The organism is Acetivibrio saccincola, from assembly GCF_002844395.1.
Taxonomy (GTDB): Bacteria; Bacillota; Clostridia; order Acetivibrionales; family Acetivibrionaceae; genus Herbivorax; species Herbivorax saccincola.
Window position 1 is genome coordinate 37,773 of record NZ_CP025197.1, and the last position, 12,038, is coordinate 49,810.

At 33.3% G+C, this 12,038-nt stretch carries 11 protein-coding genes and 1 tRNA gene; 9 read left to right on the forward strand and 3 right to left on the reverse strand.

What is annotated here, in order from left to right; genetic code table 11:
- Positions 1-150 precede the first annotated feature (150 nt).
- The 3 genes from HVS_RS00220 (at position 151) to HVS_RS00230 (ending at position 3,146) form a co-directional block, all read left to right on the forward strand.
- Entirely contained in the window at positions 151-414 is a 264-nt protein-coding gene (locus HVS_RS00220) for a hypothetical protein (protein ID WP_242971617.1), read from the forward strand.
- A 124-nt stretch (positions 415-538) separates the two neighbouring features.
- Entirely contained in the window at positions 539-1,930 is a 1,392-nt protein-coding gene (gene ypeB / locus HVS_RS00225) for a germination protein YpeB (protein WP_101298479.1), read from the forward strand.
- Between the two features lie 235 nt (positions 1,931-2,165).
- Positions 2,166-3,146: a type II CAAX endopeptidase family protein gene (locus HVS_RS00230; RefSeq protein WP_159063321.1), complete on the forward strand. Its 981-nt coding sequence runs from the start codon at positions 2,166-2,168 to the stop codon at positions 3,144-3,146.
- Between the two features lie 21 nt (positions 3,147-3,167).
- Here the strand turns inward: HVS_RS00230 and HVS_RS00235 are convergent, their stop codons facing one another.
- Positions 3,168-4,208: an ATP-binding protein gene (locus HVS_RS00235; RefSeq protein ID WP_101298481.1), complete on the reverse strand. Its 1,041-nt coding sequence runs from the start codon at positions 4,206-4,208 to the stop codon at positions 3,168-3,170.
- Positions 4,209-4,223: 15 nt separating this feature from the next.
- Positions 4,224-5,195 carry a DnaD domain-containing protein gene (locus HVS_RS00240; protein WP_101298482.1) on the reverse strand — a complete coding sequence of 324 codons (972 nt, stop codon included), beginning with the start codon at positions 5,193-5,195 and terminating at the stop codon, positions 4,224-4,226.
- A 258-nt stretch (positions 5,196-5,453) separates the two neighbouring features.
- On the opposite strand from HVS_RS00240, the gene HVS_RS00245 reads away from it, so the two are divergent.
- From HVS_RS00245 to HVS_RS00270, 6 genes are all read left to right on the forward strand, one after another.
- Positions 5,454-5,530, forward strand: a tRNA-Arg gene (locus tag HVS_RS00245).
- A gap of 264 nt (positions 5,531-5,794) precedes the next feature.
- Positions 5,795-7,132: an extracellular solute-binding protein gene (locus HVS_RS00250; RefSeq protein ID WP_101298483.1), complete on the forward strand. Its 1,338-nt coding sequence runs from the start codon at positions 5,795-5,797 to the stop codon at positions 7,130-7,132.
- A 226-nt stretch (positions 7,133-7,358) separates the two neighbouring features.
- On the forward strand, positions 7,359-8,237 hold the full coding sequence (locus tag HVS_RS00255; protein WP_101298484.1) for a carbohydrate ABC transporter permease: 879 nt from the start codon (positions 7,359-7,361) through the stop codon (positions 8,235-8,237).
- On the forward strand, positions 8,238-9,089 hold the full coding sequence (locus tag HVS_RS00260; RefSeq protein ID WP_101298485.1) for a carbohydrate ABC transporter permease: 852 nt from the start codon (positions 8,238-8,240) through the stop codon (positions 9,087-9,089).
- Positions 9,090-9,433: 344 nt separating this feature from the next.
- Positions 9,434-9,970 (forward strand): sensor histidine kinase, encoded by a 537-nt coding sequence (locus tag HVS_RS00265; protein ID WP_242971733.1) that lies wholly within the window; start codon positions 9,434-9,436, stop codon positions 9,968-9,970.
- 11 nt (positions 9,971-9,981) lie between these two features.
- On the forward strand, positions 9,982-10,746 hold the full coding sequence (locus tag HVS_RS00270) for a response regulator transcription factor (protein WP_101298487.1): 765 nt from the start codon (positions 9,982-9,984) through the stop codon (positions 10,744-10,746).
- A gap of 115 nt (positions 10,747-10,861) precedes the next feature.
- On the opposite strand, the gene HVS_RS00275 is transcribed toward HVS_RS00270, so the two are convergent.
- Positions 10,862-11,923, reverse strand: coding sequence for a DUF5050 domain-containing protein (locus HVS_RS00275; RefSeq protein ID WP_101298488.1), 1,062 nt, complete (start codon positions 11,921-11,923; stop codon positions 10,862-10,864).
- Positions 11,924-12,038 lie beyond the last annotated feature (115 nt).

Consider the following 12,038-nt stretch of genomic DNA (forward strand, 5'->3'; position numbering starts at 1 on the left):
AAATTTATTTAAAACTGATATTTTTATATAGTTATTATTTAGCGGAAATGTCAATGTTATACCATTGGTAAACAGCATTTCGGAATGGTGAATATTTTTTATAAAAAAACAAAAAATAGCTTAAAAGCATATATGGAAAGGAGAGATTATTTGAAAAAAATTAAAATACTAATTGTACTTATTGTTATTTTTTCCATTGCAGTACCCTTGTACTTTGGAGGAAAGGGTTTTATTTCTCCTATTTTAAATAAATCAAGCATTGGGGAGGTATTTGCCAAAGGAAATTCCATCAGGGACGAGGAGCTTATTGCCAGGGCAATTAATGGGGAGGCCAGGGGAGAGCCCTCAACTAGCGACTGGATTTGGAGCAGAACAATTGTAAAGAAAATAGGAAAGCATAATTTTGGAAAATAGGGGTAAAGAAAAGCAAGATACAAAGGGAAGCAGGAATAAAGAAAAACATAATTAAAAGAAAACAAAATTAATGGAAATGAAATTAAAAGAAATGAATTGAAAAAGTAAAACCGGAGGTGTAATTTTGAGTATCAGAGGGAAGCTAAAAGACTTTAAAAACAGGCTGTCAGACAGAAAGATGTACACCATTACAATTGTAGCACTGGCGTTGGTTGCAGTGTGGGGTATGTATCAGTACAGAAATGCGGCAAATTTGCGCCAAGAGCTGGACAATCAATACAACAGAGCCTTTTATGAAATGGTTGGATATGTGGATAATGTACAGGCACTATTGATAAAATCCCTTATAACCTCTACACCAAATGCCACTGCAACAACTATGCAGGAAGCCTGGAGGCAGGCAAATTTAGCACAGGCAAATTTGGGACAGCTGCCTGTTTCACAGCATGCATTGGCAAATACAGCCAAGTTTTTAGCTCAAGTAGGGGATTTGGCCTATTCAATAAATAACAAGAATATGGAAGGAAAAAATTTAGATGAAAAAGAATACAAAATGATAGAACAGCTTCATGGTTATGCAGAATCCTTAAATAAAAGCTTAAATGATTTGCAAAGTCAAATTTCTTCAGGAAGAATAAAATGGGGGGAGCTCAGGGAGAAAGGCACTCCTTTGTTTAAAAGGACTTCCAGTGAAATGCCCAAAGAGCAGTTTGAAAATATAGATAAGACATTTGTAGACTACCCCACTCTTATTTATGACGGACCTTTTTCTGACCACTTGACAAAAATTGAGCCTAAAGGTCTTACAGGAGAAGATTTAAACCAGGATGAGGCAAAGGAATATGTCATTAAATTTTTTGGAAAGGATAAAGTGGAAAGAGTAGACACAGTGGGAAAAAATGATAATTCAGATATTAAGACATATACCTATAATGTTGTATTTAAAGATGGTTCAGAGGATGATATTGCCACTGTGGATGTTACCCAAAAAGGTGGACATGTGCTCTGGATGCTCCGCAACAGGGACACAGGACAGGAGACGGTAGATATTGACAAGGCAAAGGAGCTTGGTAAAAAGTTTCTGGAAGAAAGAGGGTATAAGGGAATGGTAGACACCTATTACTTAAAAGAAGACGGCACAGCTACCATAAATTATGCCTACCAGCAGGAAGGAGTAACTATATACCCGGACCTTATTAAAGTAAAAATTGCCTTAGACAACGGTGAAATAGTGGGTTTTGAAAGTAAAGGATACCTCTATGCGCATATAGAAAGAAATATACCTGAACCTAAAATAACTGAAGAAGAAGCAAGAAGTATGATTGGGGACAGGATGGAGATAGTAAGCTCAGGTCTTGCAATTATACCTACAGATTACAAAACCGAGCTATTTACCTATGAGTTTAAAGGAAAATTAAATGATAGGGATTTTATTGTATATATTAATGCAGAGACAGGGAAAGAGGAGAAAATTTTAATGATAGTGGATACTCCTAACGGAATATTGACTATGTAAGAAATAAAACAGACTTTTTTAAAAATAATATAAATATTATATATATATAAATTTAATCCATTGCTTAAAGATATAAGTGCTTCAGGTGTAAATAAAAAACTTTGCCTGAAGCATTTTTATGAAAAAATTTGAAAAAAGGTCATTAAAAATGGTATAATATTATAAAATTAAAAATAAGTTTAAGAAGTAAAGATATAGCTCATTAACTATAAGTAAAGAAATGAGAGGTTTAGCTATGGGAAAAAGGTATTATGCAAGAGAATCTGAAAGCCTTAAGCTTATCCATGTAGGTACACTGTATTCCATATGTGTAATTTTGTTTTTATTAGCAAATAAATTGTTTATAAACTTAAATTTTTATGTAGCAAATTTAACCATCCAATTTGCATTTATACTGCTTCCAGCAGCTTTATTTCTGGTTTTATTTAAATTTGATGTAAAAAAAATACTTAGATTAAATAAAATCAAATTTAAAACACTCATTATAATATTTTTTCTCATGGTATCTTCAATGCCTTTAGCCGGTGTATTCAATCTTTTAAACCAATATTTAGTCAAGGTGATTTTTGGGGAAGTTGAATTATTAGATATTCCAATAGAAAATACTTTGCCTGGTGTAATGCTGGGTTTTTTTCTTGTAGGTATTGCAGCGGGAATTTGTGAAGAAGTTCTTTTCAGGGGGATAATTCAAAGAGGTTTTGAAAGGTATGGGGTTAAAAAAGCCATTATAATTACTGCGCTGCTTTTTGGATTAATGCATTTTGATTTTCAAAGACTTTTTGGAACTTTTCTTTTAGGAGCTTTAATAGGATTTATTGCTTACAGGACAAATTCCCTATATAGTGGTATATTTGCCCACTTTGTAAACAACTCTGTTGCACTTCTTACAAAATTATACTATCAAAAATTAAATGAATTTTCAATGGATGTGGAAATAGGTGCAAATGCCTTACCCCAATTAGAAAACATACCTGTAGGTGATTCTGTGGTGACGGTAGTTGCTTTTATAATTGGTTTTTTAATAGCTTTGGCGTTTTTTGCAGGATTTTTTATATTATTCATGGTTTTATTTATTAAAAATACCTCAAAAACAGAGGTTGATGTTATAGAAGAGAAAGAACCTGTAATGCTGAAGGATATTCTGGTTTTTGTACCCGGTCTGTTAGTGGTAGTATATGTATATATTGAACAGGGGGCTAGGCTGATAGGACTCTAAGAAAGAGTTTTTTCATGTAATTTATTTTAGTTTGTTATTTTCTGAAAGCTTTTTTAAAACACGTATATCTTCGCCGGCAAATTTAAACAAGTCAAATCCGCCAATTATCCTGGAAACAACTCTTTCCCCATAAAACTGGTTTAGTTCATTAATCCCAATATTTGTGGAAATAATGGTTTTGCACGGGCGGCGGATATTGTTTTCCTGACGTATGTTTATGATATTTAAAAGCTCTGCATATCTTGCAGCAGTTTGGGATTCTGTACCCAAGTCGTCTATTATTAAAAGCTCTACATTATAGATGCTTTTATAAACCGTGTCTTCAAAAACTTCTCCCCTTTGAAATTTTAAATTGTACTGGTTTATGGTGTTAAAAAGGGAAGGTGAAGACTGGTATAAGACAGTTCTACCCTTTTCTAAAAGCTCCTTTGCAATGCAGTTTATCATAAAGGTTTTTCCCACACCGGTGGGACCGCTGAAGAAAAGGTTTTTTTCTTCAGGATTGTCTATATTGTCAATAAAGGAAAGAGCACGGGATTTTATTTTCAGTATATTTTCCCGGGGTGTTATTTTTATTCCGTATTTTTCCGGGTCAACAATGTCAGGATAATAATTCTCATTAAAATTTGAAAAGTTTTCTCTGTCTAATAATTTTATATTTGATTGGGTGAATAAATTATCAATGTACTGCTGTTTAAAGCAAAAACACTTTTCAACACCATTTGAGCCAACAGTAAAACCTGTATCACGACATTTCTCACAGTAAAATTTTATTTCTAAATAATCCGGATCATTAAAATGTTTTTCAAGAAGCTGCTTTTTTTCCTCTTTAAGGTGAGAAATTTTTTTAAACAGCTGGTCTGCAGCTTTATCAGAAGGCAGGGATTTTTGAAGTATCATTTTAGTATACTTTATACCGCTAATCTTTATTTGCCTGTCAATTTCCTCTAAGAGAGGAACTTTAGAATAAGCTAAAGTTCTCCTCTTTAAAAGTGAATGATATGCTTTTTTTTGTCTATTTTCATACTCTGATTTAATCAGGTTGTATACGTTTTTGCCCATAATACCTCCTGGATTTTAAGCATTTTCATAAAGGCTTTCAAGGTAGCCCTCATCATACCGGCGCTGTTCAAAATTCTCTTTTTGAGGCACAGCTACAGGCATTTGGGCTTTTTTAGAAGATGTTTTTTTCCTTTTGGCATCATACATAAGAATTTCCTCTTTGGTTTTAAAGCCGTTTTTATACCAGTCGGTTATGATGCTGTGTATGTAATTAAAGTTTGGGTTGGTTTTTGAAGTAGTCTTTTTAAGTGCCAGTTCTATAATTTCAAAAGAATACTTATAATCCATTACCCAGGTTTCAACATATTTTTCTTCGTATTCTGTAAGGTTTCTGTTTAGTTTGAGTTTCTTAACTATTAGCTTTCTCACATCTTTAAACTTCTCATATTCGATGGAATAATTATCCAAATCAAATGAATTTTTAATATTCCTGCTTTTCCAGCTTTCTGCCACTTTTTCAATATAGGGTTTTGACAGTCCCTTTTGATCAAAACAGTATTGAAAAAGTGCCAGCATTACATCTTCATCAAATTTAAACCTGTCAAACCAGGTATCTATGTCAGTGTACCAGGATGGGGACATAACGCCCTGGAAAAAGGTATTGTTTATTGTAGATATAATTTCGTTGCGTCTTTTATTTTTTTCACAATTTTTAACTGCTTCCTCAGGGGTGGAAGTTGTTTTTAAGCGGTACATTTTTTTAATTTCTTTTTCTTTTAAATCATGAAGCTGTATGCCGTTTTCCTTCCATGTCAATATACCCATATTGTCAAGACAGGTGAAGGAATGCTTAACTGTATCTACGTCCATATTAAGGTTTTTGGCAAATTCTTCAGTGGAAGCCCTTTTATTGTGCTTGCTTAAGAACAGGCAATACAAATATACCTTTACACAATTTGAATCCAATAAAGGCATGTGTTCGGTAATAAAGATATCCGGAACCAGCGTATCTGAATATAAAATTGATTTGTAACAGTCAAAAAACATATAAAACTCATCCCTTCTATATTATTGGGAAAATATTCTTATGTGCCAATAACCATTATATCATATAAGCCTGGCATATTACAGGAAAAATAAAACTTATATAATGTATTTTGAAGAAGAAATCCAGGAATTAAACCTCTTTTTTAAATATATCTTAATGAATCTGAAAATTTTTAAACTAAAAAAAATACAGTTGATTTTTTTTTGTTTTTATATTACTATTAAGATATTGACCAAACAAATGAATTTATTTTGCATGTGCCCATAGCTCAATTGGATAGAGTGCTTGACTACGGATCAAGAGGTTGAGGGTTCGACTCCTTCTGGGCACGCCAAAATTCCAGGACATTAGCTTCTGGAATTTATTTTTTTATCTGATATTTCACTTACATATTTTCAAAATACATAAAATATAATAATTTGGGAAAAATATTTTTGTAGTTATAGAAGGATTTTTTAAAAATATCTAGAATAGATATTTAATAGTTCACCGCCAAAGTAAAAATATTGCATATTATAGGTAAAAATAATCCGTTGCATATTAGCATGGAAATACTTATAATTATGTAGTAAAAAAAACACACAGGGGGAATCTGAGAATGAAGAAAAAATTAGCAATTTTTTTGGCATGTTTCATGGCACTAGCACTTGTCTTTACTGGTTGTAGTGGTAAAGACGAAGGTGGTAATGTAGAGCCCACTGAAAGTCCAGGTGCAACTGATAAAGGCAATGCAAACGATGAAGGCAAGGGTGCTAATGAAGAGATTGAGCTGATTTTGTGGAGTATTTCAACAGAGAGTGATGCGTTCCACAACGCATACACACAAGCGATTAAAGACTTTGAAGCTGCAAACCCAGGTGTAAAAATTAAGCATGAAACTTTTGAAAACCAGTCATATAAAACAATTATTGCAACATCAGTTGCAGGAAATGACCTTCCTGACATATTTTACACTTGGGGTGGAGGATTCTCTGCACCATTTGTAGATTCAGGTAATGTGCTTGCTCTTGATGAGTATTTTACTGATGAGTACAAATCTCAAATAAATGAAGCAGCACTTACTTACCAAACATATAATGGAAAAGTATATGGTGTAACATATACAACTCCTATTTCAACACTATTCTACAACAAAAAGATATTTGCTGAAAACGGTGTTGAACCTCCAACTACTTTTGATGAGCTTGTTGAAGTATGTGAAAAACTTAAAGCAAACGGCGTTACACCAATTGGTATAAGTGCAAAAGATATATGGGTTCTTGCTATGACTCATGACAACCTGGTTTTAAAATCAGCGGGTCATGAAAAAACAGTATCAGCACTAACACGTACAGGACAGAGTTATGATGATCCTGATTTCCTAAAAGCAGCAGAAAGCTTCAAAAAGTTAGTTGACATGGGTGCATTTGTTGATGGTGCAGCTGGAAGGACAAATGACGAAGCTAGTGCAGAGTTCTATGCAGGAAGAGTTGCAATGTTTGTAACAGGAAGCTGGATGGCAGGTTCTATTCAGCAGGATGCAGAAAATCCAGAAGATTTTGATGCTGTTCCATATCCTCTATTAGGAGACAAGGCAGCAGCAACTGATTTCATGGGTGGTGCAGCTGACACACTTATGGTAAGTAAGTCTTCAAAGCATCCTGAACTTGCAGCAAAAGCAGCAATAGAATTGGCAAGAAGTATATCCAAGTACTCATACCTTGACGGTGCAGGACTTCCTGTATGGGAAGTGGATTATGATGACAGTTCAGTAAATCCGCTTACAAGAAAGCTTGCAGGTTTTGTAGAAGGTGCAACATCCTTTACACTTTGGTTTGATACACTTATGGAGCCTGAGTACAAAGATCCTTATTTAGACATGTTACAGCAATTATACTTTGGCGAATTGTCACCAGAAGGTTTTGTAAAAGGAATGGCAGAGAACCTTGAAAAATAACCTTAATTAAATGCTGAATGGAATAAACTTTGTAAAAACAGTATCTTGGCGGTGGACTATAATGGCTACCACCGCTAAGATAAATAATGACTGCATTTTCTCAAAAAATAAAATAGTTTTGAGAAAATATGGATCAAAACCTTTCAAGCAAATGCACATATATTCAGTATTTGTTAAGAAAGGTTTTGATTGTTTTTTGAAGGAGTAATTGGAGGGAGGGGTCGAAATGGACTCTGTGAGAAAAAACAAGTTGGCTATATTCTTGTTTATATTTCCCGCGGCAATATTATTCATTACTGTAATTATTATACCAATTTTTGCATCGGTATACTATAGTTTTTTTGACTATGGTGTTGCAAAAAAAATATTTGTGGGACTGGGAAACTATAAAGAGTTATTTACAAATACCAATTTAAAATTTACCAAATCAGTGATAAACGCATTAATATTGGCAGGATTATCAGTTTTTATCCAGTTGCCTATATCTCTTTATTTAGCTTTAACATTGGCAAAGGGAATAAAAGGGGAGAGATTTTTTCTAGGGGTATTTTTCCTGCCTGTATTGCTGTCAACAGTTGTTGTAGGTCAGCTTTGGAAGAAAATTTATTTTCCCACATACGGAATTTTAAATGTCTTTTTGAATTCTATAGGATTGGAGAATCTGACTAAAAACTGGCTTGGAGATCCTAAGGTTGTATTAATTTCGGTATTTATTCCACTCCTTTGGCAGTATGTAGGGTATCACATGCTTTTAATGTATGCTGGTATAAAGACAATCCCAACGGAGCTTAGGGAAGCTGCCCAAATAGATGGGGCAACTGAAAGACAAGTATCATGGTATGTTACAATCCCAATGCTTAAGCCAATTATTAGGGTATCTTTAATTTTTGCAGTGACAGGTTCTTTAAAGGCATTTGACTTAATATATGTATTGACAGGGGGAGGACCGTTAAGGGCCAGCCAGGTGCCGGCTACATTAATGGTGGAACAGGCTTTTAGCAGTTACCGTTTTGGATTTGGAAGTTCAATTGCTGTTTCTATAATTTTCTTGTGTTTCTTCTTTGCACTGCTTATAAAAGCCGCTATTAAAACGGAGGAGATGTAAATGAGTAAATTTAAAAAGTATATGGGAAAATTTAAAATAAAGACAATATTCACCTACATTATACTGAGCATATGGGCAATTATAAATTTATTTCCGTTATACTGGTTGTTTACCTTTTCCCTAAAGAACAACAAGGAGATTTTTGGAGGAAACATAATAGGTCTTCCAAAGGAATGGATGTGGTCAAACTACTTAAAGGCACTTACAATAGGAAGGGTAGGCAGATATTTTTTAAACAGTGTAATTGTAACGGGAATAACCATATTGCTGACTGTGATTTTTGCAGCAATGGCTACCTATGCTCTTACAAGACTTGTGTGGAAGGGAAGAAAGTCAGCCAACAATATTTTTATGCTGGGTTTGACAATTCCAATTCATGCAGCAATTTTACCTATTTTCATTGTACTGAGCAAATTAAAGATGTTAAGTTCCTATCAGGCATTGATTATTCCTTATGTAGGTTTTGCATTATCAATGGCTATATTAATTTTCAGCGGTTTTATGTCAGGTATCCCGAGGGAGTTGGATGAGGCTGCCTGCATTGACGGATGCGGGGTATATGGAATATTTTTTAGAATTATATTACCTCTTTTAAAACCTGCTATTTCTACAGTAGCTATTTTCACATATTTGCAAGCATGGAACGAGCTTATGTTTGCAGTTGTATTTATCAGGGATTCAAACTATAAGACACTGACAGTTGGAATTCAATCCCTTGAAGGTACTTTTTCTACAGAATGGGGACCTATCGGGGCGGCATTGGTTATTACAACAATTCCAACACTGCTGCTATATGCTTTCATGAGTAAGAAAATCCAGCAGAGTCTCATGGCAGGTGCAATTAAAGGCTAATAATCTAAATACTGGCAAATTAAAGGGTTATGAATATTGGTGCCTTAAGGAGGGGAATGTTCCCTCCTTAAGGTTTAATGGTTTTAATAATTTACAATTCTAAAAAAACATATCAATACAGCCATTCTCTTTTTTAAATTTTTTAAAAAAGCAGCTATTTTTCCTATTGAATTGACGAATTTTCCAGGTCAAGTTGAGAAGAAAAAATAAATTTGTTAAAATTAAGTTATGACTAGAAAGGAAAAAGAAATATTTTGCCGGTTTAATTTAAAAAAATTAAAAGCAAAATTGGGGCTCTTCAGGAGGGGATAAAACCTCATTTTTTATATAATGCACTAAGTTGTATAGCAGCTATTGCATTGGAAAATTCTGATGAAAAGACCTGCAATGCTATTATGGCACTCGGGGATTTTTATAGAGGTTATTTAAGCAAAGGCAAAAATGAAATTCCCCTAAGGGAAGAAATTGAAATGGTGAAAAGTTATTTGGAAATTCAAAAATTAAGATATGGTGATATTTTTGAGGTTGAGTATGAAATTGACGAAAAACTACTTAATATTTTAGTTCCTAAACTAATATTACAGCCTTTAGTTGAAAATAGTATATATCATGGTATAAGATTAAAAGGAGAAAAAGGTATTATCAAGATATCTGTGTATAAAGAGAAAGACAGGGCTCACATAGTTGTTTTTGACACAGGGGTAGGAATGAGTGAAAAACAGCTTCAAGATATAATGAATGATGAGGGAGGGGAAAAGAGTTTTGGGCTTAAAAGCACAATAGAGAGAATACAATATTATTATAATGATTTGGATTTATATGAAATTACGACTAAAGAGGGTCTTTATTTCAGAATAGATATAAAGATACCAATTATGTAGGGGGAAATTATATGTATAAAGTAATGATTGTTGATGATGAGAGGCCGTCCCGGAACATATTAAAAAACATATTAAAAAATATTATAGAGAAAGAAAATTTAGGTGTGGAAGTAGTCGGGGAGGCATCGGGCAGCATAGAGGCAATTAATACTATTGACGTGATAAAGCCGGATATAGTATTTGTAGATATAAGAATGCCGTTTATGGACGGGATTGAATTTTCTAAAATAGCTATTAAGCGGTATCCTGATTTAAAAATAATTATTATATCCGCTTTCAGTGATTTTGAATATGCAAGGGAATGTATCAGAATAGGTGTATGTGAATACTTGTTAAAACCTATAAACAGCAAAGAAATACGAAAAACTCTTTTAAAAGTGATAGAAAATTTAAATTCAAAAAAACAGAAAAATGAAAGTTCGCATATAGAGGAATACCAATTAGTTCACAAAAATGATACAGTGTCTAAAATAAAAAAATATATAGAAGAAAACTATGTGCAACCGGATTTAAATGTTGCGTCTATTGCAGAGACCTTTGGTTTTAATGCAAGTTATTTAAGCAGGCTGTTTAAAGCGGAAACTGATATCAACCTTATTGATTACATTAATGAGTGCAGGATGAAAAAAGCAATTGAATATGCAAAAAAGGGGACTTTAATGTACATAACTGCAAAAAGTGTGGGGATTCCTGACCCTAATTATTTTGGAAAGTGCTTTAAAAAATATACCAATAAGAATTATTCTGAATTTAAAAAATACAAAGATGCAAAGTAAACTTTTTGACATTAAAAAATAAAAACCGGGGTAAAGAAACTTGTCCCGGTTTTTTAAAATTTACAAGAAGGAATTACTAGTTACCTCTTTAATACATTATTAATATATTATCTTTTTAATTTAGAGTTTGTACAAATAACAGGTTATTTGAATTTAAATCTATTTTGTATAAGTCGTTCTTTTCTTCAGTTCCTCTTCTTTCAGTTAATACATAGTAGATAAATTCACCATCATATACAAATCCGTTAGTATATAAGCTTACAGGAGTTGTAGAGCTTGTATCAGGAATGTGCTCACCTATTAGATTAAGTACGTTATTAGCTTTGCTTATTGAGAATATCCTAATGGTCTTTGGATCCTGAATACTTTGAGTATCAAAATACATAGTATCATCTATAAAGTATCTAGAAGTTTTAACAACGGTTTCAGGGTAGTCAACACCTAAAAGTGCATCCAGTTCAGACTGATTATAAGGGTATTTTATTGCAAATCTGCTGTGATAAGTGTCGTCATGCAATCTTGTGGCATCCTTACCGTCTATGGATACTGCAACATAATTTGTTTGAAATGAACCTGTGCTCTCACCATGTTCGTTAGTTCCGCCATCAGGTACAAAAACTATTGGTTGATAAAGTACAACTTCATTAACTACCAGCATTGAACTAATTCTCTGACAATCATAAGTATGAATTTCATTTTTCTTTTTACCGTCAAAGGAAATTCTAATAATTTGATGCTTTTTATTGCTGTATGTTGAGGAACCATCTGTAGCTTCAGTTTTAGTATAATACAATCCGTCTTTATAAACGTTTATATTGGATATTTGTCCTGTATCCAGCTCCAATTTGCCGGATCCGTCCTTGTTCACTCTGTATAAGCCCTTAGAGTCAGCATAGAAAAGGTAATCCCCTGATACAGCTAAAGTTTTAGAATTAGATGCATTTTTAATATCATTGTCAACAACAAAGACACCTGATAATTTCTCCGTTAACTTAGAGGATAATTTTTCCCCGCCATCGCCGGTATCGTCAGATGCAGGTTTTGAAGCTAATTTTATTGCCACAATAAGGACAGCAATAATAACGGCAAGAGATGCTATAGTCAGCACAATCTTTTTTGGATCTTTATTGCCGGTATTTGGATTTGAATTTCCAAACAAGTGAATTTCGTTACTCATTACTAGACCTCCTGGTAAAATTCTTTTGTATTTGCAAAATAATTTATAAATGTATATTATTGTTGATAAAACAACAATAAATTTTAATACTAGATTATTATAACACAAAAACCGT

Excerpts from the sequence above, each read along its gene's own strand:
- HVS_RS00230 (WP_159063321.1), top strand. The coding sequence starts at position 2,166 with ATGGGAAAAAGGTATTATGCAAGAGAATCTGAAAGCCTTAAGCTTATC.
- HVS_RS00235 (WP_101298481.1), bottom strand. The coding sequence starts at position 4,208 with ATGGGCAAAAACGTATACAACCTGATTAAATCAGAGTATGAAAATAGA.
- HVS_RS00240 (WP_101298482.1), bottom strand. The coding sequence starts at position 5,195 with ATGTTTTTTGACTGTTACAAATCAATTTTATATTCAGATACGCTGGTT.
- HVS_RS00250 (WP_101298483.1), top strand. The coding sequence starts at position 5,795 with ATGAAGAAAAAATTAGCAATTTTTTTGGCATGTTTCATGGCACTAGCA.
- HVS_RS00255 (WP_101298484.1), top strand. The coding sequence starts at position 7,359 with ATGGACTCTGTGAGAAAAAACAAGTTGGCTATATTCTTGTTTATATTT.
- HVS_RS00260 (WP_101298485.1), top strand. The coding sequence starts at position 8,238 with ATGAGTAAATTTAAAAAGTATATGGGAAAATTTAAAATAAAGACAATA.
- HVS_RS00270 (WP_101298487.1), top strand. The coding sequence starts at position 9,982 with ATGTATAAAGTAATGATTGTTGATGATGAGAGGCCGTCCCGGAACATA.
- HVS_RS00275 (WP_101298488.1), bottom strand. The coding sequence starts at position 11,923 with ATGAGTAACGAAATTCACTTGTTTGGAAATTCAAATCCAAATACCGGC.